The sequence below is a fragment of the Paenibacillus sp. FSL R7-269 genome (genome assembly GCF_000517865.1).
In the GTDB taxonomy this organism is placed as follows: domain Bacteria; phylum Bacillota; class Bacilli; order Paenibacillales; family Paenibacillaceae; genus Paenibacillus_AQ.
In genome coordinates, this window is sequence record NZ_ASPS01000012.1 from 1 (window position 1) to 26,958 (window position 26,958).

General features: G+C 53.6%; 27 protein-coding genes. 16 read left to right on the plus strand and 11 right to left on the minus strand.

The genetic code is table 11. The features are described from left to right. Positions 1-97: 97 nt before the first annotated feature. Together C162_RS04630 and C162_RS04635 are read right to left on the minus strand one after the other, a co-directional pair. The gene (locus C162_RS04630; RefSeq protein ID WP_200869183.1) at positions 98-1,324 is read right to left on the minus strand and encodes an MFS transporter; all 1,227 of its coding nucleotides are present in this window, start codon (positions 1,322-1,324) and stop codon (positions 98-100) included. Positions 1,325-1,347: 23 nt separating this feature from the next. After that, positions 1,348-2,526 (minus strand): serine hydrolase domain-containing protein, encoded by a 1,179-nt coding sequence (locus C162_RS04635; RefSeq protein ID WP_235218352.1) that lies wholly within the window; start codon positions 2,524-2,526, stop codon positions 1,348-1,350. A gap of 172 nt (positions 2,527-2,698) precedes the next feature. On the opposite strand from C162_RS04635, the gene C162_RS04640 reads away from it, so the two are divergent. From C162_RS04640 to C162_RS04675, 5 genes are all read left to right on the plus strand, one after another. Then, positions 2,699-3,157, plus strand: a complete 459-nt coding sequence (locus tag C162_RS04640) for an Lrp/AsnC family transcriptional regulator (protein ID WP_036691783.1) — start codon at positions 2,699-2,701, stop codon at positions 3,155-3,157. A 140-nt stretch (positions 3,158-3,297) separates the two neighbouring features. Beyond that, positions 3,298-3,618 (plus strand): ArsR/SmtB family transcription factor, encoded by a 321-nt coding sequence (locus tag C162_RS04645; RefSeq protein WP_036692208.1) that lies wholly within the window; start codon positions 3,298-3,300, stop codon positions 3,616-3,618. Positions 3,619-3,641: 23 nt separating this feature from the next. After that, positions 3,642-4,154, plus strand: a complete 513-nt coding sequence (locus C162_RS04650; protein ID WP_036691785.1) for an SRPBCC domain-containing protein — start codon at positions 3,642-3,644, stop codon at positions 4,152-4,154. 268 nt (positions 4,155-4,422) lie between these two features. Beyond that, positions 4,423-6,153 (plus strand): Imm51 family immunity protein, encoded by a 1,731-nt coding sequence (locus C162_RS04660; protein WP_036691790.1) that lies wholly within the window; start codon positions 4,423-4,425, stop codon positions 6,151-6,153. An 850-nt stretch (positions 6,154-7,003) separates the two neighbouring features. Continuing rightward, a complete protein-coding gene (locus C162_RS04675; RefSeq protein ID WP_036691799.1) occupies positions 7,004-7,375 on the plus strand; it encodes a RidA family protein in 372 nt (123 codons plus the stop codon). Positions 7,376-7,481: 106 nt separating this feature from the next. On the opposite strand, the gene C162_RS04680 is transcribed toward C162_RS04675, so the two are convergent. Both C162_RS04680 and C162_RS04685 read right to left on the minus strand, forming a co-directional pair. Beyond that, positions 7,482-8,615, minus strand: a complete 1,134-nt coding sequence (locus C162_RS04680; RefSeq protein WP_036691801.1) for an SMP-30/gluconolactonase/LRE family protein — start codon at positions 8,613-8,615, stop codon at positions 7,482-7,484. Next, positions 8,615-9,415 carry an SDR family NAD(P)-dependent oxidoreductase gene (locus tag C162_RS04685; RefSeq protein ID WP_036691804.1) on the minus strand — a complete coding sequence of 267 codons (801 nt, stop codon included), beginning with the start codon at positions 9,413-9,415 and terminating at the stop codon, positions 8,615-8,617. The genes C162_RS04680 and C162_RS04685 overlap by 1 nt, the downstream gene beginning before the upstream one ends. Positions 9,416-9,610: 195 nt before the next feature. On the opposite strand from C162_RS04685, the gene C162_RS04690 reads away from it, so the two are divergent. Beyond that, positions 9,611-10,306 (plus strand): TetR/AcrR family transcriptional regulator, encoded by a 696-nt coding sequence (locus C162_RS04690; protein ID WP_179090425.1) that lies wholly within the window; start codon positions 9,611-9,613, stop codon positions 10,304-10,306. Next, a complete protein-coding gene (locus tag C162_RS04695) occupies positions 10,303-11,049 on the plus strand; it encodes a nucleotidyltransferase family protein (protein ID WP_036691806.1) in 747 nt (248 codons plus the stop codon). The genes C162_RS04690 and C162_RS04695 overlap by 4 nt, the downstream gene beginning before the upstream one ends. Before the next feature lie 66 nt (positions 11,050-11,115). Here C162_RS04695 and C162_RS04700 read toward each other — a convergent pair whose 3' ends face one another. Beyond that, positions 11,116-12,771, minus strand: a complete 1,656-nt coding sequence (locus C162_RS04700; protein ID WP_036691809.1) for a cellulase family glycosylhydrolase — start codon at positions 12,769-12,771, stop codon at positions 11,116-11,118. Positions 12,772-12,894: 123 nt separating this feature from the next. Between C162_RS04700 and C162_RS04705 the strand changes: the two genes are divergently transcribed. Then, positions 12,895-13,290, plus strand: coding sequence for a hypothetical protein (locus tag C162_RS04705; RefSeq protein ID WP_036691813.1), 396 nt, complete (start codon positions 12,895-12,897; stop codon positions 13,288-13,290). A gap of 166 nt (positions 13,291-13,456) precedes the next feature. Next, the gene (locus tag C162_RS04710; RefSeq protein ID WP_036691816.1) at positions 13,457-14,524 is read left to right on the plus strand and encodes a polysaccharide deacetylase family protein; all 1,068 of its coding nucleotides are present in this window, start codon (positions 13,457-13,459) and stop codon (positions 14,522-14,524) included. Positions 14,525-14,633: 109 nt separating this feature from the next. Here the strand turns inward: C162_RS04710 and C162_RS04715 are convergent, their stop codons facing one another. Together C162_RS04715 and C162_RS04720 are read right to left on the minus strand one after the other, a co-directional pair. After that, positions 14,634-15,905, minus strand: coding sequence for a sensor histidine kinase (locus tag C162_RS04715; RefSeq protein WP_036691819.1), 1,272 nt, complete (start codon positions 15,903-15,905; stop codon positions 14,634-14,636). Further along, complete coding sequence (locus C162_RS04720; protein ID WP_036691822.1) at positions 15,905-16,582, minus strand: response regulator transcription factor; 678 nt, start codon at positions 16,580-16,582, stop codon at positions 15,905-15,907. The genes C162_RS04715 and C162_RS04720 overlap by 1 nt, the downstream gene beginning before the upstream one ends. Before the next feature lie 169 nt (positions 16,583-16,751). Between C162_RS04720 and C162_RS04725 the strand changes: the two genes are divergently transcribed. The 3 genes from C162_RS04725 to C162_RS04735 are packed head-to-tail and all read left to right on the plus strand — an operon-like array spanning position 16,752 to position 20,412. Continuing rightward, positions 16,752-17,495, plus strand: coding sequence for a polyphosphate polymerase domain-containing protein (locus tag C162_RS04725; protein WP_036691824.1), 744 nt, complete (start codon positions 16,752-16,754; stop codon positions 17,493-17,495). Then, the gene (locus C162_RS04730) at positions 17,488-18,171 is read left to right on the plus strand and encodes a DUF4956 domain-containing protein (RefSeq protein WP_036691827.1); all 684 of its coding nucleotides are present in this window, start codon (positions 17,488-17,490) and stop codon (positions 18,169-18,171) included. The genes C162_RS04725 and C162_RS04730 overlap by 8 nt, the downstream gene beginning before the upstream one ends. A 27-nt stretch (positions 18,172-18,198) precedes the next feature. Then, positions 18,199-20,412, plus strand: a complete 2,214-nt coding sequence (locus tag C162_RS04735; RefSeq protein WP_036691830.1) for a carbohydrate-binding domain-containing protein — start codon at positions 18,199-18,201, stop codon at positions 20,410-20,412. Between the two features lie 74 nt (positions 20,413-20,486). Here the strand turns inward: C162_RS04735 and C162_RS04740 are convergent, their stop codons facing one another. Beyond that, on the minus strand, positions 20,487-21,401 hold the full coding sequence (locus C162_RS04740; protein ID WP_036691833.1) for a phosphatidate cytidylyltransferase: 915 nt from the start codon (positions 21,399-21,401) through the stop codon (positions 20,487-20,489). Positions 21,402-21,519: 118 nt separating this feature from the next. Between C162_RS04740 and C162_RS04745 the strand changes: the two genes are divergently transcribed. The 3 genes from C162_RS04745 (at position 21,520) to C162_RS04755 (ending at position 23,811) form a co-directional block, all read left to right on the plus strand. Further along, positions 21,520-22,065: a hypothetical protein gene (locus C162_RS04745; protein WP_036691837.1), complete on the plus strand. Its 546-nt coding sequence runs from the start codon at positions 21,520-21,522 to the stop codon at positions 22,063-22,065. Positions 22,066-22,141: 76 nt separating this feature from the next. Beyond that, a complete protein-coding gene (locus C162_RS04750; RefSeq protein WP_036691839.1) occupies positions 22,142-22,624 on the plus strand; it encodes a DinB family protein in 483 nt (160 codons plus the stop codon). Between the two features lie 311 nt (positions 22,625-22,935). Next, the gene (locus C162_RS04755; RefSeq protein ID WP_036691842.1) at positions 22,936-23,811 is read left to right on the plus strand and encodes a phosphotransferase family protein; all 876 of its coding nucleotides are present in this window, start codon (positions 22,936-22,938) and stop codon (positions 23,809-23,811) included. Between the two features lie 61 nt (positions 23,812-23,872). Here the strand turns inward: C162_RS04755 and C162_RS04760 are convergent, their stop codons facing one another. The 3 genes from C162_RS04760 to C162_RS04770 all read right to left on the minus strand — a co-directional run bounded on the left by C162_RS04760 (position 23,873) and on the right by C162_RS04770 (position 26,422). Then, positions 23,873-24,760, minus strand: a complete 888-nt coding sequence (locus C162_RS04760; protein WP_036691844.1) for a diacylglycerol/lipid kinase family protein — start codon at positions 24,758-24,760, stop codon at positions 23,873-23,875. A 189-nt stretch (positions 24,761-24,949) separates the two neighbouring features. Further along, positions 24,950-25,867: a catalase gene (locus tag C162_RS04765; RefSeq protein WP_235218353.1), complete on the minus strand. Its 918-nt coding sequence runs from the start codon at positions 25,865-25,867 to the stop codon at positions 24,950-24,952. A gap of 69 nt (positions 25,868-25,936) precedes the next feature. After that, complete coding sequence (locus C162_RS04770) at positions 25,937-26,422, minus strand: GNAT family N-acetyltransferase (protein ID WP_036691845.1); 486 nt, start codon at positions 26,420-26,422, stop codon at positions 25,937-25,939. A gap of 149 nt (positions 26,423-26,571) precedes the next feature. Here C162_RS04770 and C162_RS04775 point away from each other — a divergent pair, with 149 nt between their 5' ends. Further along, entirely contained in the window at positions 26,572-26,913 is a 342-nt protein-coding gene (locus tag C162_RS04775) for a zinc ribbon domain-containing protein YjdM (protein WP_036691846.1), read from the plus strand. The last annotated feature ends 45 nt before the right edge of the window (positions 26,914-26,958 follow it).

Here is a 26,958-nt window from a genome sequence, read left to right on the forward strand (position 1 = left end):
TTGAAGCAGAACAGCCGGGAGGATGGATTCCCGGCTGTTTAGGTATTATACAGAAGATTAGTCAGTACATGAAATGAGGAGAAACGGCGTGGTAAAGTTAATCGTTGCGATGAATATCTATGCTTCCGGGAGGAAATCCATGTGTTCTGCTGCGCCTTGCTATCCATAAGGAAAGAACCAGCAAGACAAACAACGCCCAAGGAAATGTCATAACACCCGTTGTTTCGAGAAGAATTCCACCAATTACACCGCCCCCGCCAATGGCCAGATTCCATGCGGTTACAAGCATGGATTGCGCTACATCTGCGCTCTCTCCGCCAGCTGTGGCCATTGCTGTTTGCAGCAGCGTAGCTGCTCCTCCGAACGTTAAGCCCCATACAGCAACTACCAGATAGATCACCGAAGGTTTGCTGCTGCCTATGCTGAGCAGGACAGATGCCAATGCAAATGCAGTGAGGCTAATCAGAACCAACAGCCTCAGGTGACGATCAATCCAGATACCGGTTAACCAGATGCCAAGAAGTGCTGTAATACCGAAAATAAGAAGCACCAAATCCACGATCCCGGGCAGCCCGGCCTGAGTAAGGAACGGTGCTATATAGGTATACAGGATATTATGGGCCAATACCCAGGCCAGCACTACAAACAGGACCGGCCGCACTCCAGGCCTTGTGAAGACCTTACGTAGAGGAGGACGATGGTCTGCAGCTTCTCCCGGATAATCCGGCAGCTTCCAGAGTATCCAAATAGTCAGCAGCAGAGCGAACAGCGACAAGACGCCAAAGATATTACGCCAGCCTGCAAGGTCACCCAAAAACGTTCCGGCTGGCACGCCAAACGCCAAAGCAAGCGGTGTTCCCGCCATTGCAATAGCCATAGTCCGTCCCTTAAGCTGCTCCGGTACCATGCGCCGTGCATAACCTGCGATCATTCCCCACAGGACACCAGCGGACACACCTGCGAAGAAACGGGACGTTAGCGTCAGGGGATAGCTCGAAGATAAGGCAGTAACGGTATTGAATATGAGAAAACCAAGGATGCATACTAGCAGCAAGGGTCTCCGCCTCCAGCCGCGTGTTGCCGTGGTCAATGGAATGGCGGCGACTAACGAGCCCAGGGCATAGAGGGTAACAAGCTGACCTGCCATGGCCTCTGTGACTCCAAGCCCCTTACTGATCTGAAGCAGGAGCCCGGCGGGAATCGTCTCAGTCAGAATACAGATAAACCCGGTCATCGCCAGGGCAAGTAACCCGGCCCAGGGAAGGCGTACGGAAGCAGGAGAACTGGAGCTCTGTTGCGGGGAAGCAATGGTGCTGCTGCTCATCCCGGCGTTCTCTTTGGTATTGTTCATGACGGGTCCAATCTGCCATAGATGGCATTACACAGGTCAACCGTGAACGGACCCGACATGCCCTCCAGTGCTGTATTGGTGAATGCTACCACGCTTAGTCGCTGCTTGGCATCGACGAACCACGAATGGCCATAGGTACCGCCCATGCGCCATGTGCCTAGGGACTCTGCAGTATCTGCAGCAGCAGGATCTTTAAGCACTGTGAATCCCAGGCCGAAGCCTCGTCCCGGCCAGAAGGGCATGGAGAGGTCACCAATCTGGTTGGTAGTCATTTCGCGGACCAGCGATTCCGGCAGCAGGGGCGCCCCGCCCTTCCGCAACGTCTCCAGCAATTGGAGGAAATCTCCGGCGCTGCCGATCATACCGGCTCCCCCGGAAGCATAGGCAGTACTGTCTAACGCCCGGCTCGGGGCGAGCCGGAATCCCGCCGTTCCTTCTACAAAGGCCAACCTGTCCGGATTCTCCATAGGCCGCAGGCCCGGAACATCATCGGCGTAAGCGGTGGCCAGCCGCTGCGGTTCCACTGCAAGGAAGCCGGTATCCTTCATGCCGAGTGGCCGGGTCACGAGCGTATCTATGGCTTCATTGAGCGTGGTTCCGGTAACCCTTGCGATCACCGCCCCCAGCACATCTGTTGCGATAGAATATCTCCACTCGGTGCCTGGCGTATAGAGGAGTGGAACAGACGCTAGCCGCTTCAGATTCTCTTCAAGCGTGATACCAGACTGATCCATGCCATCGGATACCCCGGCCTGCTCATAGGAGCCGCCTTCTTCCTGAAAGAAGCGGTAGGTTAGACCAGCGGTGTGCGTCATTAGGTGGCGTATCGTGATTTCCGCCCGCTTGCCGTTCTTCAGACGTGGCTGAAACTCCGGCAGCCAGCGGTCCACCCGCTCATCAAGCAGCAAGCGGCCTTGGGCCACTAGTACCAGAGCAGCTGTTGAGGTAATCGGCTTGGAAACCGATGCCAGCCGGAATAAGGCATCCTCCCGCATGGGCTGCTTCAGTTCACGGCTTGCAAGGCCGGCAGCCCGGCTATACAGGAGCTTCCCATCTACTGCTACCTTGATGACTGCGCCCGCCAGGCGCTTGTCGGTAAGCGTCTGCTCAATAACTTTATCAATGCGCGCCGGGAGGCGGTCTGGATTAATCGTGTTCAAATACTGTGTACTCAACAGTTATCATCCTTTCACTATAGTTAAAGCAAGGTTTGCTTTACTAATGTAAGTATATTATATAAAATAAGTTAATCGGCTTACATAGGGCAACCAAGCTATACTAGCCGTCCGGCGATTTAAAACAAGGCAGATTGCACAAAGTTCCTTAAAATTAAAGGAGTTGAATGGAATGGACCATACGGATAAGCAGATTCTGTTTCATCTTCAGAGCCAAGCGAGAATATCTATGACGGAACTCGGGAAATATGTGGGCCTATCACAACCCGCAGTGACAGAAAGAGTTAGACGTATGGAGGAAAATGGGGTAATCAGCGGGTATCGCACCATAATCTCACCGGAGAAGATTGGAAAACATGCGGCTGCCTATATGCTGTTCCACTCCAGAGAATGTACTGCCTTCATGGAATTCTGCCGCTCCTCTCCGGAGGTCGTTGAATGTTACCGGATCAGCGGAGAGCACAACTATCTGTTAAAAGTAATGACCGATTCCACGCAAGCCTTGGAGCAATTCGGCAATGAATGCGATAAATACGGGAACTATACGATTCTAATTGTGATGTCATCGCCCATAGACCATAAATATCTTATTCCTTCGCTGGAAGCGGCAGGCGTTAACCTGCTCGAATAGACAACAAGTAATGAGAAGCAAAAGAGCAGCAGAAGCCGTCTGACAATTTTAAAATATTCCTTGACGGGAATATTCCCATTAGGGTATATTGTGCATGTACCCGAAATACTAAAAGGCTTGATTAAAGGAATGCTGAAATGATGGACACAACGACATTTAGCGCACTTGCTGAGCCTACGCGGCTGCGGATGGTAGAGATCCTGAAAGACGGGCCGATGAGCGTAGGCGATATCGCCGAGCGGCTCACGCTCCGTCAGCCTCAGGCCTCGAAGCATTTGCGTGTGTTGCTGGAAGCCGGACTGGTTGAGGTGGAAGCGGCGGCTAACCGCCGGAACTACAGGCTGCGTACGGAGCCGCTGAAGGCTATGGATGCCTGGCTGGAAGCTTACCGCAGGCTGTGGAGTGAACGCTTCGACAATCTGGATGACTATCTGCGGCAGTTACAGTCCGAAGACAAATGAATGACTATCAGGAGGGATTAGGAATGTCTGGCACAATGATTTCCCGAGTAGAAGGTCTTGAGCTGGTTCTGGAACGTGTATTCGATGCCCCGCGTGAGCTTGTATTCAAAGTATTTTCTGAGGCAGAGCATCTGAAGCAGTGGTGGGGCCCGCGCGGCTGGATTGTTCCCTTCTGCAGCGTTGATTTTCGTCCGGGCGGTATTTGGCATTACTGTATGAAGTGTGTCGATGAGAAGCAGGGGGAATTCTTCGGAATGGAATCCTGGGGCAAGGGCGTCTATCATGAAATTACTGATGGCGAGAGCTTTGTCTACACCGATTACTTCTCGGATGCCGAAGGCAATGAAACCGAAGGGATGCCGTCTACTTTGGTCAGCATGATCTTTGAAGAGACGGAGGGAGGCGGAACGAAGCTGATCAGCCGCTCGAAATATGAGTCTGAAGAAGCGCTCCGCACTGTCATGGATATGGGGATGATCCAGGGAATTACCGAAACCTGGGACCGTCTCGGGGAGCATCTGCAGTCGATTCAGTAAATTGCCGGAATGTATAGGTATGATATTATAGGGGGCTGTTCTGATGCCGGATATAGGCAGGGACAGCCTCTTTTTGGTATAGAAGCCGAAGCTAAAGCCCCGTTTTGCGGGGTTATTTTGAGCCGGGAGATATCTATGTTAACCGGGGCCTGTTTAATTTCCCGATTTTCCGGTGAATGGGTAATAGTGAATGAACTGACGGCAAGCGCGCCTGCGGAATTTGGGGATGGGCTTGTTTTGCAGTGTCCAAACAGGGAGGCTAAAAGGTATGGATGAAGCGTTGCTGGCACAAGTGAAGCGTTGGCATGACAAGAATGAATTTCAGCAGATTGTGGACCGTCTTCTGGAGATTCCGCCGGAGGCAAGAGATTATGAATGTATCAGCCAATTGGGCAGAGCCTATAACAACCTGGGAGATTACGACAAAGCGCTGGGGCTACTGCTCAGCATTGCAGAGGAAGGCAAGGCGGATTCGCTGTGGCATTTTCGCACAGGGTACTCCTACTATTATCTGAAGCAATACGAGCAGGCTGTCCAAGCGTTTGCACGTGCAGACGAACTGGAGCCGGGAGACGGAGATATTCAGAATATGCTGGAGTACAGCCGGGAAGGCTTACAGCGTGAGGCCAGAGAGCAGGCCAGGCGTGCTGAAGCGATACATAATGCTAAATTGCTCAGAGAGAGCGGCGGCAGAGACCTTGGGTCTTTCCTTGATTTCTGTGCGGATTTCTGGGAGGACAGCGACTATGCCTTGAAGGAGTATGTCTCTCCGCTGCCCAGTGACGAGCTGATTGCTTCAGTCGAGCAAGAACTGGGCTATAAGCTGCCAGCTTCTTACATTGCCATGATGAAGCAGCATAACGGGGGGATTCCGCGGAATACTTGTTTTCCGGTGAATGAATCTACCTCCTGGGCGGAGAACCATGTCGCGATATCAGGAATAGCCGGAATCGGCCGTGACAAAAGCTACTCCCTCTGCGGAGACCTGGGAAGCCGCTTCATGATTGAGGAGTGGGGTTACCCCGATATTGGCGTGGTCTTCGGAGACTGTCCTTCTGCCGGACATGATGTCATCATGCTGGATTACCGCCACTGCGGGCCGGAGGGTGAACCTGAGGTGATTCATGTGGATCAGGAGGGCAACTATGAGATTACGTTCCTGGCCCCTGACTTCGAGACCTTTATCCGTGGGCTGGTGAACGATGAGGTGTTTGATACCTCGGAAGAGGATAAGGAGGATGACCTGAAGACAGTGGCGTCCGGTGCGTTCTCACCGCTGCTGCAGGAGCTGTGCGACAAGGTTACGGAAGTGGACGATATAGAGGGCATTATCCGCAGGATCTGCACCGCCATTGTGGAGGAGAAGGGCCATTTCTCTCTTCATGCGGACGAGCGGTCCACCTTGATGTATGATCTGCAATTCTGGCTCTATACCCGCGTCTACCCGAATACGAGCCGTGACCAATATCTTGAGGTGTATTCCAAAATGATCGCGTTCGGCGGTGAATTCAGCACTGGCGGATATGCCCCGGGCTTCATCACGGACTGGCTGGACGACCGTGTCCGCCAAGGCATGATCGTGAAGACGAACGGGACACTCCGGTTCACGGATGAGGCAAAGGAACAGTTATTGAAGAAGCTGAAGGAGGCGGAATCGGCGGGAGCTGCGGATCTGAAGCCTTTCATAATCGTGGAGCAGGATAACGGCGGCAAGTCCGTGATTCTGAATGCAGGAAGCTATAAGACGGAGGTATTCGCCGCACGGGAAGACGAGGGCTTCGAGGGCAACGGATATGATTGGGCCTCTCTGGCTGCGGTCTTCCTGGAGGAGCAGATGCCTGAGCTATCCGGAATTGTCCGCTTCGATCCGGAGGCCGGTATGTTCTGCGCCTATTCCTCTGACGGTGAGGCACTGGTCAAGTTCGCCACTGCCTTCAAGCGGGCCTGTGAGGATGACGCGCTCATCCGCGATCTGTTCTCGCGCGCGGAGCTGGATTAGGACGAATCAGACGGGGCTGCCTGTATATGGGCAGTCCTGTTCTTTATTAATTGTGAAATAAGTTTAAGGAAAGTAGAGCAATACCAATGATAAACATAATAATTGCCAGTACTCTTACCATTATAAAATAGGAGGAGGATGGCTCTCTGCGTGTCTTCCATCCTTGCAGAAGCTCCCAAGACTTAAAGGGGAATATTGCTATTAACAGAGCTCCGATAACCCATACAACCAAAAATACAGTTGATATTGCTGAGAAAATAATCATTCCACTCGGAGAGCCCATAATACTCCTCTTTTCTCAAAACCGATTTCAGTTTACTAAGCGGCATCCTTTTGGGTTTGGATTCATCGGGCATCTTTTTTTTCGGAGCTATCCAGGGTAGCCAGCACTTCCCGATTGAAAAATTCCGCTCTCCACGCTCAACTGCTCCTATGTACGCATCATCCAAGTTAGATATTGACAGCATGTCTGGAGCAGGTCGTTTTGAAGCTTCCTGAAACACCGTGTGTGGAAGTCTAAGGTCAGATGGACTTCTTTTTCAGTAAAAGAAAGAGAATGCCGCCAATAATAAAGCCGCTTATTACACCAGCCAATACAGATTTGAGAATACTGAGTGCAATGTCCATTCCCGTACTGTCAGGCGGCGATATGATATTCATAATGAAAAGAAAGCTGAACAGGATGGATGTAATCAGAAAAGACTTTGATTTTAGGAATCGTTTCATGGTTCTCCTCCATTCATAAGTATTTCTCAGTTATATATGATAATGTAAGACTTTTTGCATACAGATGTCTATTTTTTCCTGCTATACTGGGTTTATCTCAGGCGACAAGGGGACAAGAACCAGTATGGGCGGGATCACCAGACATGATGTGAATGAGGAGTATGCATACTCCGGTTTAGTAGAGGCGGGGGATTTTATTTTCCTGAGCTTCTGTGTGGGCAATGTGGGCGGAACGGTGGAAGAGCAGGTGGAAGGTGCGCTGAATGATATGAGTGATCGTCTCGGACAGGTGGGACTTACACTCACAGATGTGGTGAAAGTGGACATTCTGCTGCGGGATGTGTGGGAGATTCCGGTTATGGAAGAGGTATTCAAGCGCAGATTCCAAGGCAAGTACCCTGCCCGCAAAACGATCTCCACCGAGTTCGCGCATGTGGGCGGTCCGGATGGACTTAAGGTCCAGATCGACGGCATAGCATACCGACCGCGCGTGTAGCGGGGGGAGGATAAGCTCCGCAACAATCATACGCCCAGCTCCAACTGCAACAGCAGCCCCTCCTGCCGGAGTGGGCTGCTGTTTGGGTTGCCTCAATGTAACAATCTTACGGTTTCAAAAGCACCCGGTGAACCCCTTGGCTTCCGCCCGGTGCCGTTCCGAGATATAAATATCCTCCCTGGCTTACGGCAGTGGTGATCCCGTACAAGGTCCCTTCCGGATCATGCCAGCTGCTCACAAGCTCGCCTTCGGGGCCGTATTCTGCGACAAGTCCGTGCTTCACCGGGGCACTTGCTCCATTTAACAGGGACTGTGGCACCTTGGACATCGTCGCTGCTACCCAGGGATGACTATGCATGTAATCGGCAAAAGCCAGACGGGTTGTGAATACTCCTACCCAGAAATGTCCCTGAGCGTCGCGAGTGATATTGTCCGGGAACCCTGCCAGATTCTCCGCGAAAATATCCGAGGTGCCTTGCTTGGGCCCCTTCAGCCAGTATCGGGTCAGCTGGTAATGGTACGATTCAGCAACAAGCACGAAATCTTCTTCAGCAGACAATGCGACCCCATTGGCAAAATATAAATCCTTCAGCAGAACGGTGGTCTGCCGGGTCTGCGGATCATATCTCAACAACCGTCCATGCGGTTTGTTCTCGGCGATCTCTTTGAACATGACCTTGCCGTAGTTAGAGGTATCGGAGAAATAGATCATTCCGTCCTGCGCGATGTCCAGCTCGTTCGCCAGATAGATCGGCCCTCCGTCCACTTCAGTGGCCAATACTTCAATCTTCCCATCCTTGTCAATCGACAGCAGTCCCTTCTGAATATCCGCCACAATCAAATTTCCGGCAGCATCGAATTTCAGCCCGTTAGGTGTTCCCTGGGTATCGGCGAACACTTCGGCTGGCTGCGCCTTACCTTCCGCATCGAAGGCTACTCTGTATATTTTGCCGTCAGAGTCGCCCGTGTACAGCAGCCCCGCAGCATCAAAAGTGATAAATTCCGGGAACTTCGCGCGATCTGTCACAAGCTCTGCGGAGCTAAGCTTGCTGTTCTCTTTCCAAGGGCCCTCCTGCTCAAAAGAAGGGGCGGCAGGTGCAGACCATACGGCAGGCTCTACCGGGGCTGGCATCAGCAGGAATCCGGCGATTCCCAGCACGATTATTCCGAGCAGGATCAAGCTCCATCTGCGGATATGCTTACCGGCGGACCGTTTGCGTTGATTAGTTTCTGTAGACATTACACATTCTCCTTAGGGTTTGTAGGGCGAAGCATACCACCGACCAAGCGCAGGCTTTGTCTGCGGGTCATGAACCGGGTAATCTGGGCACTCAGGTAATTGCGGAGCCCCGGAACAACGTACTGTTTTCCTCTGGCCATAGCGCGCAGTGTAAGGGCCACTACCCGCTCCGGTGAGTCCTTCGCGCCGCCGACAGAGGCATCCTCCGTGCCCACCACGTTGAAGAAATTGGTCTCCGTCGAGCCTGGACACAGGGCGAAGAATTGGACGCCGCGATCACGATTCTCCCAGTAGAGGGCATCGGTGAAGGACAAGACAAAAGCTTTGGTCGCCCCATAGACGGCCATATAAGGCAGCGGCTGAAAGCCTGCGGTAGACGATACATTGATCACAGCGCCTGCTCCTCTGTGGAGCATTCCGGGAAGGAAGAGATGCGTCATATCGACTACAGCGGCTACGTTGAGCATGACCTCTTCATGCTGGCGCTCGCCGGAGACCTGCTCGAACAGGCCATGGGTGGCAAAACCCGCATTGTTCACCAGCAGATCGATATTCAGGCCAAGCTGCTGGCATTGCTGGTACAGCTCTCCGGCAGCGCCTTCGAGCGATAGGTCCTTGGGAATCACCCGGCACTGAATTCCATGGCTTCGGGTCAATTCGGCTGCGAGTGCATCCAGTTTGACTTTGGATCTGGCTACAAGCACCAGATGACTGCCCTCCTTGGCTAATTGTCTTGCAAACTGTTCTCCGATTCCCGAAGAGGCTCCGGTGACCAATGACCATTTCCCTTTAATATTCATTTTTACTTCTCCTTCTGAATCAACGTTTTGTTTTGGTAACAACGTTACCTATGTGAATCATAGTAACCAAAACATCACGCGTGTGTCAATCTAATTTTTTCACGTAAGGGTTCAATTGACATCCTAGGTGCGAATGTTTAGAATTCCTGTTAGAACCCGGCAACCTTGTTGCTGGTCAATAACATTGATAACCGAATGAAGGTGATTCCTATCCATAACGAAGACAAGTCCTCGCCATCCACGGGCCGGACACTGAAGACCTATCAGGAAGCCCGCCTGCAAAATACGGAGAATCTCCGTAAGCTTGTGGTGGATGCGGCCGCGGCCATTCTGCAGGAAGAGGGGCCGGAGGCCGTCACTGTACGCAGAGTATCGCAAAGAATGGGCTGTTCCACCAAAATTATCTATAGTCTATTTGTTAATAAAGAGGGGCTGGCCCAGCAGTTATATCTTGAAGGTTGTAAGCTGCTGGCCCTGCGGTTTGAAGAGGTGCCGCCGCATGCTGACCTGCAGCAGCATCTGCTGGAACTGGGCGAAGCCTTCTGGCAGTTCGGACAGGATTACAGCAGCTACTACAAGCTGATGTTCGGAGGGGCTTTTGCCGAGTTCAAGCCGGATGCGGAGAGTATGCAGGGAACGTTGACCGCCATACGCCGACTACAGGTTCTAATCATTACCGCCCAGCAGCAGGGGCTTATTTCGGACAAGGAAGAGACCGGGGCTCTTGTCGCCGCCATATGGTCCTCGCTGCATGGTGTAATCCACCTATACATGGGCGGGTTCCTTGGAGATGCCGTAGCCGCCCATACTGTATACAGGCAAACGATGGAGCTGCTGTCCAGAGCCTTATTCGCAGCATCCACACCAGACAGAGGAGCGGATCGAGGATGATCGCATTAATCTTGGCTGCGGGGTATGCCACCCGTCTGTATCCGTTAACGCTAGACACCCCGAAGCCGCTGCTGCCGGTGCAGGGAAGCCGGACGATTCTGGATCTGCTGGCCGCGCGGCTGGAGGTGCTGGAGGAGATTTCCGAGATTCTTGTGGTGACGAATGAGCGGTTTTTCCATGCTTTTGAACAGTGGGCCGGGCAGTACCAGGGGAACAAGCCGGTTCGTATCCTGAACGACGGCACTTCTTCTCCTGAGGGGCGGTTAGGCGCGATTGGCGATATCCAGTTTGTGCTGGAGCGGGAGCAGCCGCAGGAGGATCTGCTGGTGCTGGCAGGCGATAATGTGCTGGGCTTTGGCCTGGCGGGGTATTTGGACTATTTTCACAAGGTGGGTACAGACTGTATTCTGGTGCGGACGGTAGATGATCCGGCAGAGCTGCGCAGTATCGGCGTGGCGGAGCTGGATGCGCAGAATCGGGTCTTATCCCTTGAGGAAAAGCCGCAGGCGCCCCGCTCCAACATTGGTGTATTCGCGCTGTACATCTACAAACGGTCTACGCTGCCGCTGTTCTCCCGTTATCTGGCTGAAGGGGGCAACCCGGATGCGCCGAGTTATTTTCCCGAATGGCTGCATTCCCGTCAGGAGATGCGGGCCTACTATACGGAGGGCACGATAGAGGATGTCGGCACCCCGGAGGCCTATGCACAGATGCGGGCGAGGCTGGAGGAACAGGCAGAGTAACCTGGGTTAAAAATCAAAAAAACGCACGGGCAGAGGGCGAACCTCTCTATACCCGTGCGTTTTGTTTTACGGCTCTATGCCGTAGATCAGCGTGCCGTTATGGTATACAGTGATCCGGTCATTGGCAGTGAAGCTGGTCAACAGCGGCCGGAAGGAGTAGTCGTTAGCCTGGCTGTAATTGGCATAGTTATCCTTGTGAATACGGAACTGGATCTCACCGGTTGAGCCGGAAGCAGCCAGGCTGCCTGCCCCGTCCTTGAAAGAGATTTCAGCGTAGGCATCGGCATCGGGGACCGGAACCGCGAGCGGAACGATGGTGGTCTGGATATTGTTTTTGCCGACGACGGCGTAGTCAATCTCCATGGTGTGTGCAGAGCTGCCGTCCTGGGTGAACCAGTAACGGATCGTGAATTGGCTGAGCGGGACGGGAACGGTGGAAGTACTCTTCAGCTGGAGACTTGCCCGGATGGAGCCCACATTGTTGCCGGTCTCATCACTGCGGTAGAGCGGAGTGGCGGTTACAGGTCCTGTCCCGGGGCCGCCGGGCTCCTCAATAGGAGGGAAGGTGACCGTCTTCATGATCCGGTTCAGCATGAGCTGCTTCGGCCGGTTCCAGGTTGCCCAGTCATCCTGCAGCAGACCGCCGGTATCCCCGCTGTTGGGGTTCAGTGTCCAGTAGGTCCAGTAGAGATCATTCGTGCCGATGTAATCGACTAGTTTATTTTGCCACTTCCCTTCCACCGAGAGGGTGTCCACGCTGCGGCCTCCGAATTCACCCATGATTAGAGGGGCGATGTTCTCTTTGCTGATATAACCCCAGGTCTGATCCCATATCGCAGGCAGGTTCGCCGGAAAAGCAGGATCGCTGAACCACGGCTGCTCCGCCACCCCGGGACCGTAATCATGCGGGGAATAGACCACTTGATTCGGAACGGTAAGCGTTACCGGATAATTCCGCACCCCGGTGAGGTTGCCGCCCCACCAGTACTTGCTGGTGTTACCCTGCACATTCTGCTCGATCCCTTCGACGATGATCAGCCAGTGCGGATTCACTGCAAGGATTGCATTCCCTGCCCGCTGGGCCGCGAGCCGCCAGTCAGTGCTGAGATCACCGGTCCCCCAGCTTGCCGGGCCATGAGGCTCATTATGCAGGTCGGCACCGATTACCGTAGGATTATTCGCATAACGTGCAGCCAGCATCACCCAGTCACTGATCCAGCGGGATTCAGGATATGCGGCCGTATACCAGAGCGTCGACTGCCCGCCGGAATCGGGGCGGTGCCGGTCCAGGAAGATTTGAATGCCGCGCTGGCCGGCTTTTTCGATTAAGGTATCCATAATTTCGATGGGAGTCAGACCGGCCAGGTCCGGGTTTTTGGCATAATCAATGCTGTTGGCCTGGGAAGCGGGGTCGAACATTTGACTGCTGAACGGCAGGCGAATCAGGTTGTACCCTTCTGCGCGGACCTGATCGAGCACATCATCCATGGAACGCGACCATAATCCGTGCGGGGAATAGTTCGGCGTCTCGAAGCCAAACCAGTTCAGTCCGTTGAACACGGCCGGGTTCCCCTGAGAATCTACAATCCGGCTGCCCGAGGTGTGATAAAAAAGCTTCGTTGCCCCCTCAGCCTTCACCGGCTGTCCGGCAATAGCGGCGGTACCTGCAAGCAGTGTTAGAGCCAAAAGCATTTTCCCCAGTGTCCTGAAACCAAAGGTCATTCATCTTCCTCCTCGTATATGGTTCTTGATAAAGTCGAACTTTATATCATACGGATAAAATGAAAACCTATTCATCCCGGACAGGTCTTAATTATGGAAAATTATTGAATAAAGGAGGATCTTATGCCAGAACTGCATAATCAGGATTTGACATCTTCAACGTATATTAATATTGATTTCATCTACCATATACCTGAAGATATTGAAGGCAGTAAACTCAATATCACTTTTATACATGATGAGAAGATGGTGAAATCCTTTACATTAGGCTGGGCTAATATCACTTTAAATGCCTTTATTGATTTACTGAAGGACTTTCCCGGAGAATATACTGGGGAATTTACACATTCTGATGAGTCCTTTGGAGTGCAGTGGGTTCATGAATATGGCACAGGTTCGTTTATTCTCTATTTCGAACATCAAAGCTTATTTCTTCCTCCGTTAAAAACCAATAAAGAATTTCTTTTGCAATTTGCAAATGAACTTGAACAAGCAAAATTAACTGCTCCATCGTTATAGCTGAGATTGTTTAGCACAAATTACAAGAATCGCATCTAGCTTAAAAAGGGAATAATTGCTATAATTACTAATGTAAGCGATTGACTTCAACGGAGCGAATACATACTGTTACAGCCTTAACGGGTACAGTCAGGAAACTATTCAAGCCGAGAGGGGAATTAGGAGAATGTTTAGAATGAAAGCTATACAATGGGCAGCTATCGGGTCGCTTGTCGTGTCTTTATTTGTGGGGTCGCTGGCGGTAGGCGGGGAGAAGGTGTTCGCCGCCGATTGCTCGGCCGGCTATGTAGCTCTAACGTATGATGACGGGCCGAATCCAAGCAACACGACGAACCTGCTGAATGCTCTGCAGCAGAATGGCCTGCGCGCCACGTTCTTCAATGTCGGGCAGAATGCGCAGAACAATCCTTCGCTCGTACTGGCCCAGAAGAACGCAGGGATGTGGATTGGCAACCATTCCTGGTCGCATGCGAATCTGACCCAGGTGGGCAACTCCCAGATTACATCGGAGATTACGAATACCCAGCAGACGCTGCAATCCATTACCGGCACTGCTCCGAAGCTGTTCCGTCCGCCGTACGGGGCGACTAACGCGACTCTCAAGTCCATCGAGGCCCAGAATGGCCTTACTGAAGTGCTCTGGAATGTGGATTCGCAGGACTGGAACGGAGCGGGAACCGCCCAGATCGTGGCTGCTGTGGGCACGATGAAGAATGGGGATGTCATCCTGATGCATGACCAATACCAGACCACACTCCAGGCGGTACCGCAGATTGCACAGAATCTCAAGAACCGTAACCTGTGCTCAGGCATGATCTCGCCGTCCACCGGCAGGGCGGTTGCGCCAGATGGCGGCAATGGTCCTGGCCCCGCTGCAACGAAGGTAGAGGCGGAGAACATGACTAAGGCGGGTCAATATACTGCTAACATCAGCTCACCCTTCTCCGGAGTTGCCTTGTACGCGAATAATGATTCCGTGAAGTACACCCAGAATTTCACCAGCGGCACCCATAATTTCTCCCTGCGCGGGGCCTCCAATAACGCCAATATGGCCAGGGTGGACCTCAAGATCGGCGGGGTGACGAAGGGGACCTTCTACTATGGCGGAAGCAGCCCTGCGGTCTATACGATCAGCAATGTCAGCCATGGAACCGGCAACCAGGTGATTGAGCTGGTGGTTACCGCCGATGACGGGACTTGGGATGCTTACCTTGATTATCTGGAAATCAATTAAAGCAACAATACTGAAGGGGGTGCCCCAGCCAGCTAGCGCATAGCTGACGGGGCACCCCCTTTTATAGCCCAATCCTTCTCTGTCAGTCTTCGGAGCTGCTGCAGCTCCCTCAAGGCAACTGCACATAGAATGTCACGGACTCTCCGGCTACACTCTTCGCATAGATTTTCCCTTTATGCTGGTCCACAATGGACCTCGCGATAGCCAGACCCAGGCCGTAGCCGCCCTGCTTGCGCGCTCTGGAGGTATCCGTACGGTAAAAGCGGTCAAAGATCCGCGCCAGATGCTCTGCCGCGATGCCTTCCCCCGTATTCGAAACGGAGAGGAGCACATCGGTGTTCAGCTTATAGAGCGAGATGTGTACAGAGCCCTTGGGATTCGTATATTTCACTGCGTTATCCAGCAGAATCATCACCACCTGCTTGATCTGCTCGCTGTTGCCTGGCACGGTAAGGTCCGGCTGGATGTCATAGTCGAGAGAGAGATTTTTCTCGAAAATGACCGCCTCCATGGTCAGAATAATATTCTCTACCGCCTCGCTCATATTGAACCGGCTGTGGAGCTTCCCGGTCCGGGAGTCATCCATCTCCGTCAGGTACAGCAGATCGTTCGTCAGCCGCGTCATACGCTCCGTTTCGGACTTGATATACTGCAGCCATTTTGCCTGATTGCGGATCGTATCCTCACTGTTCGCCAGCAGTACATCCGCGTTGGTGTTAATAATCGTCAGCGGCGTCTTCAGCTCATGGGAGGCGTCGGCAATGAACTGCTTCTGCTTGTCAAAAGCCTCCCGTACCGGCGCAATCGAGCGCCCCGCAAAGTAGCGGCTGGTGAAGTACAGGATGACCAGTGTCAGCAGGCCGACAGCCGCGAAGGTATAGATCAGGTTCGTCAGGATCTGCTGCTGGGCGGTGATGTCCATGAAGACCAACTGTTGTCCGCTGCTTGCAGGCTTCACCATGAAGATCCAGCGGCTGCCGTCCAGTGTGAACTGGCCGGTGTCCTTGCCCTGGCTGAGCGCCTCCTTCAGCGCGGCGGTATAGAGTTCATCGTCCATAGTGAACTTCGATTCCTTGCCGGTCAGCGTGCCGTTGGCATCGGTCTGCACCTTGAAGGAGACGGAACGCTCCGGCTGGTAAGGGTCGATCGGCCCCTGGCCCGCGGGCATTGCCCCGCCGCCACCGCCACCTGAACCGCGCGGGCCTTGTCCGTCGCCCGGACCCCGCTCTTGCATGTCCGCAATCCGGTGGAGCGCCATATAGATGTCTGCCTGCACATTGCGGTACGTGAAGATGTAGATGGCGGCGAAGGCCACCAGCATGATAATGGAGATGGTGACCAGATTGACAATCAGGAACCGGGTTCGGAGTTTATTGAACATCAGGCACTCCCCTCCAGCACGTACCCTACGCCCCTAATCGTGCTGATGCGCACCTCCGAGTTCAGGAAGGTCAGCTTTTTACGCAAAAAAGAAATATAAACCTCCACGTTGTTATGCTCCGCATCGGAATCGAACCCCCATAGCTTCTCAATGATCTGCTCCTTCGAGGTGACCGCCTGCTTCCTTAGGATTAGCAGCTCCAGCAGCTCCGTCTCCTTCAGATTCAGCTTCATCTCCTTGCCCTTCACCGTCAGCTTCGGATTAACCGTATTCAGCTCCAGATCCCCGAACTTCAGGGCATCGTCAGGAATCACCTCGCCCTTACGCCGCAGGGCAGCCCGGATACGGGCCAGCAGCTCCTCTGAAGCGAACGGCTTGGCGATATAATCGTCAGCTCCATGATCGAGTCCAGTCACCATGTCGGTGATCTCTCCTTTAGCTGTAAGCATGATGACCGGTGTGGAGATTCCGTCCTTGCGCAGCGTCTTCAGCACGCTGATTCCATCCAGCTCCGGCATCATAATATCCAGCAGCAGCAGGTCATAGATCCCGCTCTGCGCATAATCAAGACCGGCTCTGCCGTCATGCACCGCGTCTACCGAATAATTGTGTTTTTTGAGGATTTGGGTTAAGGCCTCCGCCAGATGGACCTCGTCTTCAACGATTAATATTCTCATGGGATGGCTCATCCTCTTCTTAAGTAATGGATTTGCTGCTGATGCCATTATATCAAGGGGACCTTTAATCAACCTTAATCCATTTAAGATTCACTAAAGGTTCGGAGGCTAAGATACATTCATAAGCAAGCGGCACCACTCATTACTCCCCTGAAAGGAACTGATCCCCATGGCTATTGAGGTCTTCAACCGTTACGAGAACAAGTATCTGCTGGACCATGAATCCTATCTGAAGCTCTATCATGAATTGCTGGAATATATGGAGCCTGATGCATACAACAAGCAGCACGAATATTATTCCATCACCAATCTGTATTATGACACCCCGCAGAATTCCTTGATCCGCAGCAGCCTGGCGAAGCCGAAGTACAAGGAGAAGCTGCGCATCAGAGCCTACGGCATTCCTGAAGGCGACACCAGGGTCTATCTGGAGATCAAGAAGAAGGTGCTGGGTCTGGTCAACAAAAGAAGAACCCCGCTGAAGCTGGATGAAGCCTATGCATTCATCGAGAGCGGCAGAGAGCCTGAATTCGCGAGCTATATGAACAAGCAGGTGATCGAAGAGATCAAGTACTTGCTGACCCGCTATGATCTGCAGCCGAAGCTCTATCTGTCCTATGATCGCAAGGCTATGTTCTGTAAAAATAACCGCGATCTCCGCATCACCTTCGATACCAATATCCGCTGCCGCCGGTATGATCTGAAGATGGAACATGGCGTGTATGGCGAGGAGCTGCTGGAGCCGGGGCAATGGCTGATGGAAGTGAAGGCGGAGAAGACCATTCCGGTCTGGCTGGCCAAGATGCTGTCGGAGCATCAGATGTACCGCACCAGCTTCTCCAAATACGGCAACGAATACAAAAAAATGCTGCGAAACAGCCAATCAGAAAGAGAGCGTGTCCGCTATGCTTGATTCGATATTTTCCGTAGCTGAGTCTACTTCAGAACTAACATTCATGAATGCTGCTTTAACCATCGTCATCGCCATTATCCTCGGCGGGCTGATCAGCTTCACCTACATGAAGACGAGCCCTGCCGGATACTCACAGAGCTTCACGCTGACCATGGTTCTGCTGCCGGTCATTGTAGCGATTATCATCCTGCTGATCGGCAGCAATGTGGCCCGGGCCTTCAGCCTGGCGGGCGCCTTCTCGATCATCCGGTTCCGAAGCGCCCCCGGTGATCCGAAGGATATCACTTTCGTTCTGTTCACTATGGCCTCAGGGCTGGCCTGCGGGGTAGGGGCCTTCGGTTACGCGGTCTTTTTCACCCTGATCCTCTGTATTCTGATGACCGTGCTTAACCGTACAGGCTTTGGACTTAAGAAGACAATGCACAAGACACTGAAGGTAACGATCCCTGAGAATCTGGGCTATGAGGAAGCCTTCGCGGAGGTTTTCAACACCTTCAATGTGGCCTACGAGCTGAAGAAGATCAGAACCACGGAGCTGGGCAGCCTGTATGAGCTGGTCTACGCTGTAACGATTGATGAGCAGACAAGCCAGAAGGAGCTGCTGGATGCCATCCGCACACGTAACGGGAACCTGGATCTCTCACTAACCATGGCACCTGTCATGAACGAATACTAATCCGCTACAGGAAGGGAACGATGACTGATGAAGAACAGATTAACAACCGGGAAAATAGGACTTATGCTGCTATGCACCGCAGTCATGTCGGCATGCAGTGCAAAAGCAGCTACGTCATCCGATACAAGTAACAACGTGAATACAACAGTTGAGGCCGTTCAGAGCAGTACCTCTGCCGCCGGACAGCCGGCAAGTGTGAAGACAGCAGATCTTGTGACCTGGGAGGAAGAGGATGCAGTAACCGCCTGGACGGCAACAGATTCGACCGCTATAACCCTGGCTGGAACAACGGCTGCAGTTGATGGTGCCGGCGCTACGGCGCAAGAGGGCACAGTGACCATTACGGAGGCAGGCACTTATGTGCTTAGCGGCACACTGAGTGACGGCCAGATTATCGTAGATGAGCAGTCCAAAGGGACCGTAAGGCTGGTACTGAATGACGCTCACCTGACGGACAGCGATAATGCCCCGGTCTACATCAAGGAAGCCGGCAAAGTGGTCATCACCTTGCAGGAAGGGACGGATAACAGTGTGACGGATGGAGCTGCGTATGTGTTCGCTGAAGGAGCTGAGGATGAGCCAAGCGCTGTGCTCTTCAGCAAAGCCGACCTGACGATTAACGGCACCGGCAAGCTGACGGTTACCGGCAACTATAACGACGGCATTACCAGCAAGGATGATCTCAAAATTGTGTCCGGCACGCTTGAGGTGAAGGCAGCCGATGACGGCATCGTCGGGAAAGATATGATTGCCATTCAGGACGGCCATATTACAATTCATGCCGAAGGCGATGGCCTCAAGTCAACCAATGACAAGGATGCCGCTAAGGGCTTCATCGCCATTGCCGCCGGAACCTTCGACATTACGGCTGCCAATGATGGGATACAAGCGGAGACGGCCGCAGTCATTGATGGTGGCACCTATACGATGGTAACCGGCGGCGGCTATGTGAATGCCGAAGTGAAGACCGGCGATCAGGGAGGGCCGGGAATGGGCGGCGGCGGCTTCGGCCAGCGGCCGGAGGACGGTAGCTTCCCTGCTCCGGGAGAAGACGGGGGTACACCGCCTGCGATGGATGCTGCGCCAGCGGCCGACCAGCGCCAAGCAGCGGAGAGTGGCACCGCAGGCGCAGCACAGTCAGACACCGCAGCAGCGGCGGAGACGGAATCCGTCAGCGCCAAAGGGATTAAAGCAGGCGGCGACCTGACCGTGAACGGCGGAAACTTCACAATAAATTCCGCCGATGATGCACTGCACAGTAACGGAAACATCAGTGTGACAGATGGAGAATTCCAGATCACTACAGGCGATGACGGGATTCATGCCGATGCTCTGGTCTCCATATCGGGCGGCACCGTCAATATTACGAAGAGCTATGAAGGGATAGAAGGGGCGGACATCACCATATCCGGCGGTGATATTCATGTGACAGCCACGGACGATGGCGTCAATGTGGCCGGAGGCAACGATACCAATGCAGCAGCAGGAACACAGGCACAGGATTCGTTCAGCAGCACCGGCAGCAACCTGCTGACCATTAGCGGCGGCACCCTGACTGTAGATGCCGCAGGCGATGGCCTGGATTCCAACGGCTCGGTAACTATGACCGGCGGCACCGTCATTGTGAATGGCCCCGAGAACTCCGGCAACGGCGCTCTGGATTATGACGGAGCCTTCAACATCACAGGCGGATTCCTGGTAGCCGCAGGTGCATCAGGAATGGCACAGGCTCCGGGCGAAGACTCCGGCCAGTATTCGGTAAGCGTGGAGTTCGCAGCAACCCAGCAGGCCGGAACGATGGTTCATCTGGAAGACGCTGACGGTAAGGCTGTTCTGACCTTCGCTCCGGCAAAGAGCTTCCAGACCGTAGTGGTCAGCACTCCAGAACTGAACGGCGGCTCTTATACCGTCTATACCGGCGGCAGCTCTACCGGAACAGCAACAGACGGATTGTATACCGGCGGGACGTACAGCGGGGGCAGCAAATTCGTTGCTTTTGACATCACCAGTCCGGTGACCTGGGTGAATGCATCGGGTGTAACCACAGGCGGAAGTGGTATGGGCGGGCCGGGGGGCGGCGGCTTCGGCGGTAGAGGTAACAGAGCCGGAGGCGGACCAGGCGGAGAGGGAGGAACGCCGCCTGCGGACGCTGGTACTACGAAGCCAGCCGATGCAGGCACCACGAAGCCGGCAGATGCAGGCACTACAGCTCCAGACAGTGCAGGTACAAGCACGAATTAAGCGGGACAGCATAGCAGAGACTATCCATTAACGGATAGTCTCTTCTTTTGCACATTAAGGGCTGTGATCAGCGGCTACATGAAGTCGAAATAGTAGCGGATGACATGGAAGAATACCGGTGCGGTGTAGGCAAGACTGTCTACGCGGCTCAGGTAGCTTTTTTGCAGCGCTGCGAATTTGTCGTCATCCCCGATCAGCAGATCCCGCTTGAGTACGGAGACTGTCAGGCTGCCGAAGAAGCCGCTGAGACTGATCAGCATGCCGGAGAGATAGCCAAAGGCCGGATTCAGCGGTGTAAGATGAGAATAGCTCAGGTACGAGACTGCTGTAGTCACCACGAACGCGCAGACGAAGCCTTCCCAGGTCAGGTGGGGATTCGCGGTCGGGACGATCCGGTGCTTGCCGATGTAGAGCGAGGCCAGATAATGCACAGCATCATTGAGCTGGGTCAGCACCACCAGGAAGAGAACCAGCCCTGCGCCGTATTCCGGCGTGGCGAACTGGAAATAGGCCAGATGGCTAAGCCCGAAGACCATCAGCATCAGTCCCCACTGCACCGCGCTGACACCGCGCAGGAAGCCGAGCGTTCCCTTGTTAATCAGCCGGGGAATCGGCAGCAGCAGGAACACATAGACTGGAATGAAGATAATGAACATCCCGTACCACTCAATGTAGATCCAGTAGAACTGCAGCGGAATGGACAGGTACGCCCAGAGGAACAGCCTGCGGTCTGCTTTTCGGGTGCGGATCATGGAGAAGTATTCCTTAAGGGCGAAGAAGCTCAGGACCATCAGGGACAGCAGGGACACGACCGAATTGGACAGGGTAGCCAGGCAGAAGATGAACAGCATGCCCCACCAGGTTCGGATGCGGAAGCCGATTCCGGTATAATCCTTGTCCTTCTGTAATTTGCTGACCACAAGATACAGCACATGGATCACCGATAGAGCTGCAAAGATCAGAACTAGTGTGAATAAAGAACGGTTCATTACAATCACCAACTTGTCTCGGGTATCATTTCAATATAGGAATTTTATGCTAAAATAGATAGAGCGTCCAGCTTATTATGAAGCAAAACAACCGACTTGATAAGGGGAAATATTGTAAATGTCAGCAGATCCATCGGTGTACATCATGCTCACCAATACGGGAACGCTGTTCACGAAGCTCATTCAGGGGTATACCAAAGCGCCGTATAATCATGCCTCGATCTCGTTTAACAGGGAGCTGTCCGAGCTATATAGCTTTGGAAGGAAGCATCCGGCCAATCCGCTGAACGGCGGGTTCGTGAAGGAGGATATTCGCACAGGTACCTACAGTAAATATCCAGAGACGACTTGCGTCATCTACGAGCTTCAGGTTACGGACCGTGAGGTTGAGAAAATGAAGCGGGTGCTCCAGGTCTTCATCCGCAGCCGCCAGAAGTATCTCTACAATATCCTCGGCGTCATCGGTATTGCACTCAAGGAGCCGGTGGAGTTCAGTAACTCGTATTTCTGTTCGCAGTTCGTTGCCGAGATTCTGGAGCGCTCGGGCATTAAGCTGTGGAACAAGCTGCCTGCACTCGTCACCCCGGATGACTTCCGGCAGAGCGACCGGCTGCATCTGGTCTATTACGGCAAGCTGAGCGAATACAAGCCCTCCAGCCAGTAGAGAAGTCCTCGTTCCCGGTAGGGAAGGGGGCTTTACTTAGAATATAACGGAATGCGGAGTAGAGGAGAGTGAAGGAATGATTCATGCCAAGGATGTGCTTGCCAATCAATTGCTGGCCGGGGCCAACGATCCCAGCTGGCATCTTCCCTATATGCAGGCTGTGGAGGACGTGACCGAGGAGGAAGCGTTCTGGAAGCCCGGTGAAGGAGTCAACAGCATAGCTGAGCTTACCCAGCATTTGCTGTACTGGAATGAAGCCTGGCAGACACGGTACCGCGAGGGGCATATGGACGCTGTGCCTCCGGTTAAGGATAATAACCTCAGCTTCAGGCTTCCGGCAGATATTGCGTTCAGTGAGCTGCGCGGAAGGCTGCTGCAGGCGCTCTTGAACTGGCAGAGTCTGTTGTCTGAGGAAGGGCTGGAGGAGCAGGTGAACGGGTTCCCGGTACCGGCTGCATGGTGGGAGATCATTAGCAATGCGGCAACTCATAATGCCTATCATATCGGTCAAATGGTGTTGATCCGCAAGCTGTACGTCCCGTTCAGGCCACAAGCATAAGCACCGTCCAGGGCAGGTATTGGCTGTGCGTAGGGACCGCTAAGAGGCATGACCCAAGCAGACTGGCCGGGATTCTCTTGCCGGTCTCTTTGCTGTACAGAGAGGGCTGAAGCCTAGAGCTGCTTGTGCAGAATAGCTTAATCTGTAATGAAATGGAGCATGTGATATTCTTGAAATATAAGGATTTATACGTTGCACACGATAACTTATCCTTCTATTTCTCGCTGAAACGGTGCCGTCCCTAAAAGGATGGCAAAGTCGTTTTCACTTGGCATAGGGTCTACTGAAGGGAAAAGAGAGGGATTCATATCATGATTGAGAACATCATCAGAGGTCTGGAAGCAAGATATGCCTGCCGGCTGGAACGGCTGACAGGGGGATATACGAATCTCACCTATCTGATGGCGGGGGCGGAGCCGCCGCTTGTAGCCAAAATAACAAATCTGTCCAATGAAGACACTCTCAATGAGGTTCAGGTGATGCGGCTGGTGCAGGGAAGCTGTGATACCCCGGTGGTGCATGAGGTGGCGGAGATGGAGGGGATGCGCATCATCATCATGGACTGCATGCAGGGCGGGAACGCCCAATCCGTTCTGGATGCCAGGGACTGGACAAGAGCCGGGCGGATCTACAGCAGAATGGGGCAGCTGCTGGCTGCCCAGATTCATTCCCGCCCTTATCAGCCGCAAGAGACAGAGATCCGGCTCAGCAACAGATCTGCACTGAGTCAGGTGATTCAAAAGCTGGAATTCATCCCCGCCGCTCTCGGCAGGCAGTCGCTTCACTTTCTGTCTGCGGCGGAGGCCGGGGAGCTTCCGTGGGTCCTGACCCATGGCGATTACGGAGTACATAATCTGCTCTGTGAAGGCGATGATCTGCTGCATGTGCTGGACTGGGAATGGGCGGAATGGGGCAGCCCGCTGAATGATGTAGCCTGGGTCTGCTGGTTCACGAAGCATCATTATCCCGTACAATCCGTGCTGCTTAACACGGCCTTCTTGCAGGGCTATCTGTCTGTTAACCCGCTGTCCTTCACGCCGCAACAGATGAAGGCGGCGAGTCTGTACAGGGTATGGAATATCCTGCACCGCCTGCAGATAGCGCCCAAGGAAGTGCAGCGTGAATGGGTCAGACGTCTGGAATGGACACTGGATGAGGACTTCGCAGAGCTGCATGGAATCAGTTGAGGAAGAGGCTTGTCCCGGCTTCCTGTACCCTGTATCCTGTAGCCTGGAGTGCCTTAGTCGGTCATTCCTCCGGCACCACGACCTGAATATGGCGCGGAATGGTGCTTAAGCGGATCGGCAGCTGCGGACCTTGCTCGCCATCCACATTCGTCTGTACTGGCTGAGTGGAGCGGACGGAGACCTCCTTGGCTGTGAAATAGATGACATCCTTATGATTCCGCAGATTGCCGAGCAGCAGGGAGATGCTGACCGTAACGGAATTCAGCAGGTGCAGGTCCTTGACGATGAAGCAATGGAGCAGGCCGTCATCTACAGCGGCAGCAGGAGCAAGCTTCTCGAAGCCGCCTACGGAATTCGTCAGTGCAGCAATGAACAGCGGGGAGAGGCCTTCCCAGATCTCCCCGTCGTGAGTAATCGTCAGGGGATGTGCAGTATTGCTGGCCAGCTCCTTAATGCCCTCTTTTAGATAAGCAAGGAACCCGAGCCGGCTCTTGTCTTCGGAGCTGACCGAGGAGAGGGAGCCTGCCAGAGAGCCTGCGGCTACCACATTGACGAACAGCCGGTCATTCAGCCGGCCCATATCGACTCTTCGGGTCCGTGGCGAAGCCAGGCTCTGGATTGCCTCTTCAGGAATAAGCGGAATCTGTAGCGCGCGGGCGAAATCATTGACAGTGCCCATCGGCACAATGCCAAGTGTGGGGCGGTGCTGCTGATCTGTAAGGCCGTTCATCGTCTCGTGGAGCGTCCCGTCTCCTCCAATGGCAACCACCAGATCATAGCACTCGGCGCATGCCTGGAGGCAGAAGGCGGTTGCATCTCCTTCCCCTGCGGTCTCCTGGACGGTTACCTGATACCCTGCGCCTTGCAGCACCTCTTCCGCTGCTCTGATATAATCCCGCGCCTCTGCCTTGCCGGACGACGGGTTCATGATGACCATGGCCTGCTGCATACTGCACTCCTTTCTCTTGTAACCGGATTAATATCCATTAACCAACTAAGTATAGCGTTTGAATCAAAAGCGCCAAAGGGCGCAGTGTCCCTTTGGCGCTGGGCCGGTATAAATCTGTCGCAGCAGGCAGCAGCTACCTTCCTTCGATCCGCCGTCCATAAGATTCGGCGTAGGCCGCGCTGCGGAACCTCAGAATCGGGTCATCCGAGAGGAGCATGCCGGTTGTAAGGATCGTAGGTCCATGAGCAGATCTTTCGGATCGGGGCAGATCTCTGAAATATGCAGCCGCCCGAGATCGATTCTCCGGCGCTCTCCGGGCCAGGCACGGGTAGGATCATCCGTAGCATCGCCTTCCTCTCCAAGAACAGCGACCAGTTGGAAGATGGCCGGCTCATCCTTGAAGCGCAGCTCCAGCTCATCCTCCAGATAGCGGTCCGGTTGCTGCGCTGCCTCTTCCAGCGTCAGTGTGCGCACACCCGTCTCGGGAACCCACTCGAACCGGACAGGCCGCTGCCTGCCTTCTGCATTGACCAGCATATAAGCATGTATGCAGTAATAGTGGCATTCGGCGTAGCTGGCAGGCGGCTTCAGCCGCCGCACAGCGAGCAGGGCCTCCTTGCTCTCGCTGAAGTGGCTGACAATTTCCTTCATCAGCTCAATCGGTCCGAGTGTTCCGGTCCGCAGCCGGTGGGCCATATGTACAATATCGATGAAGGACTCCGGGGTCCGCGCAAAAAAGACAGGGACGGTCACTCCAACCAGATTCGTCACCTCGCCATCCGGCAGGATGAACTGGACAGCCATCCCCTTGGCAGGGGAGAGCAGATCCGCAAGTGCTGGATCGGTGGAACTGCCTGAGAAGCGGATAATGGTATTCACCTGCTGCTCCTGAAGGTGTTCCGCCTCCGTGAATTCCTTCCCCAGTCCGCTCGGCCGGAAGAAGCCGCGGCAGCAGACTCCCGCTGCATGGGCGCGGCGGTATCCGGGATGCACACCGGACAGGTTCTCGATCGCGTCTACAGCCTTGGCGGCAAGCCCTTCAGCCTCAGCTTGCTCCCCTGCCAGCAGTTGTCCGGCTAAGTCAGCTTTATTCTTGCCCTCATTCACGCTCGTATCCCTCCCGCATATCCATTGAAATGGAATTATCTACATCCTAATTCTTACCACACCGGCCATTCATCTAAACTGCTTCTCATAAACATCCACTTCGTTATTGTGGTTATCGGTCGCTCTTCTGACCGGGGCGAACCCGTTTCGGGTCCAGAAGGCCTCCCCGGCCTTGTTCTCCAGCTGAACGGCTAGTCTGACGGCGCTGAGGCCATGATTCCTGAACATTCGCTCCAGCTCATGTACGGCGGTTTTTCCGATCCCCTGCCGGCTGTATTGCCGGTGAATCACCAGCAGGCCGATCCACGGATAATGATCCGCGCTATAGTCAGGCAGGTAGGTGATCAGACCGGCAATCCGGTCATGGCTTCTGATGTATAGCATTTTCTCCCCCATGGTGAGGTTGTTGCGGTTCTCCTCCTCCAGCTCCAGAGGTTCCAGATACGCCTTATGCAGGACCATCTGGTTGAATTCAGGCTGAGAGTTCAGGATGGCGGCCTGAATATCCAGACTCTCCGGCGCTAACGGGTCCAGTACTGGTTCTAACCAAATCATATCATCACCCGCTTATAATTAGTTATAAATCTAATTAGATATTAATATAATAATATGATCTTATCAACTACCATGCGCAGGAATATGCTAAAATAAAGCAGACTTACCCAATACAACATGCATTAAGCAGAAATGGAGATTATTAATCAATGAATGAATTACCGAATTGCCCGCAATGTGGCTCTGTGTATACCTATGAGGATGGAGCGCTGCTGGTCTGCCCGGAGTGTGCACATGAGTGGTCTCTGGATGCAGCGGGCGCAAGTGGCGATGATGAGAAGGTAGTGAAGGATGCTAACGGCAATGTCCTGGCTGACGGAGACACCGTAACGGTGATTAAAGATCTCAAAGTCAAAGGCAGCTCGTCCGTTCTGAAGATAGGCACGAAGGTGAAGAATATCCGTCTGGTGGACGGCGACCATGATATCGATTGCAAAATCGACGGGTTCGGCGCAATGAAGCTGAAATCGGAGTTTGTGCGCAAGGCCTAGCAAGAAACAGCAAGAAGCGGGTGCGAAGAGATGGAAATAGGGCAC

Excerpts from the sequence above, each read along its gene's own strand:
- C162_RS04725 (WP_036691824.1), top strand. The coding sequence starts at position 16,752 with ATGGCTATTGAGGTCTTCAACCGTTACGAGAACAAGTATCTGCTGGAC.
- C162_RS04680 (WP_036691801.1), bottom strand. The coding sequence starts at position 8,615 with ATGTCTACAGAAACTAATCAACGCAAACGGTCCGCCGGTAAGCATATC.
- C162_RS04705 (WP_036691813.1), top strand. The coding sequence starts at position 12,895 with ATGCCAGAACTGCATAATCAGGATTTGACATCTTCAACGTATATTAAT.
- C162_RS04740 (WP_036691833.1), bottom strand. The coding sequence starts at position 21,401 with ATGAACCGTTCTTTATTCACACTAGTTCTGATCTTTGCAGCTCTATCG.
- C162_RS04650 (WP_036691785.1), top strand. The coding sequence starts at position 3,642 with ATGTCTGGCACAATGATTTCCCGAGTAGAAGGTCTTGAGCTGGTTCTG.
- C162_RS04685 (WP_036691804.1), bottom strand. The coding sequence starts at position 9,415 with ATGAATATTAAAGGGAAATGGTCATTGGTCACCGGAGCCTCTTCGGGA.
- C162_RS04745 (WP_036691837.1), top strand. The coding sequence starts at position 21,520 with ATGTCAGCAGATCCATCGGTGTACATCATGCTCACCAATACGGGAACG.
- C162_RS04660 (WP_036691790.1), top strand. The coding sequence starts at position 4,423 with ATGGATGAAGCGTTGCTGGCACAAGTGAAGCGTTGGCATGACAAGAAT.
- C162_RS04775 (WP_036691846.1), top strand. The coding sequence starts at position 26,572 with ATGAATGAATTACCGAATTGCCCGCAATGTGGCTCTGTGTATACCTAT.
- C162_RS04715 (WP_036691819.1), bottom strand. The coding sequence starts at position 15,905 with ATGTTCAATAAACTCCGAACCCGGTTCCTGATTGTCAATCTGGTCACC.
- C162_RS04755 (WP_036691842.1), top strand. The coding sequence starts at position 22,936 with ATGATTGAGAACATCATCAGAGGTCTGGAAGCAAGATATGCCTGCCGG.
- C162_RS04645 (WP_036692208.1), top strand. The coding sequence starts at position 3,298 with ATGGACACAACGACATTTAGCGCACTTGCTGAGCCTACGCGGCTGCGG.
- C162_RS04700 (WP_036691809.1), bottom strand. The coding sequence starts at position 12,771 with ATGACCTTTGGTTTCAGGACACTGGGGAAAATGCTTTTGGCTCTAACA.
- C162_RS04770 (WP_036691845.1), bottom strand. The coding sequence starts at position 26,422 with ATGATTTGGTTAGAACCAGTACTGGACCCGTTAGCGCCGGAGAGTCTG.
- C162_RS04710 (WP_036691816.1), top strand. The coding sequence starts at position 13,457 with ATGTTTAGAATGAAAGCTATACAATGGGCAGCTATCGGGTCGCTTGTC.
- C162_RS04750 (WP_036691839.1), top strand. The coding sequence starts at position 22,142 with ATGATTCATGCCAAGGATGTGCTTGCCAATCAATTGCTGGCCGGGGCC.
- C162_RS04630 (WP_200869183.1), bottom strand. The coding sequence starts at position 1,324 with ATGAGCAGCAGCACCATTGCTTCCCCGCAACAGAGCTCCAGTTCTCCT.
- C162_RS04730 (WP_036691827.1), top strand. The coding sequence starts at position 17,488 with ATGCTTGATTCGATATTTTCCGTAGCTGAGTCTACTTCAGAACTAACA.
- C162_RS04720 (WP_036691822.1), bottom strand. The coding sequence starts at position 16,582 with ATGAGAATATTAATCGTTGAAGACGAGGTCCATCTGGCGGAGGCCTTA.
- C162_RS04735 (WP_036691830.1), top strand. The coding sequence starts at position 18,199 with ATGAAGAACAGATTAACAACCGGGAAAATAGGACTTATGCTGCTATGC.
- C162_RS04695 (WP_036691806.1), top strand. The coding sequence starts at position 10,303 with ATGATCGCATTAATCTTGGCTGCGGGGTATGCCACCCGTCTGTATCCG.
- C162_RS04760 (WP_036691844.1), bottom strand. The coding sequence starts at position 24,760 with ATGCAGCAGGCCATGGTCATCATGAACCCGTCGTCCGGCAAGGCAGAG.
- C162_RS04640 (WP_036691783.1), top strand. The coding sequence starts at position 2,699 with ATGGACCATACGGATAAGCAGATTCTGTTTCATCTTCAGAGCCAAGCG.
- C162_RS04690 (WP_179090425.1), top strand. The coding sequence starts at position 9,611 with ATGAAGGTGATTCCTATCCATAACGAAGACAAGTCCTCGCCATCCACG.
- C162_RS04675 (WP_036691799.1), top strand. The coding sequence starts at position 7,004 with ATGGGCGGGATCACCAGACATGATGTGAATGAGGAGTATGCATACTCC.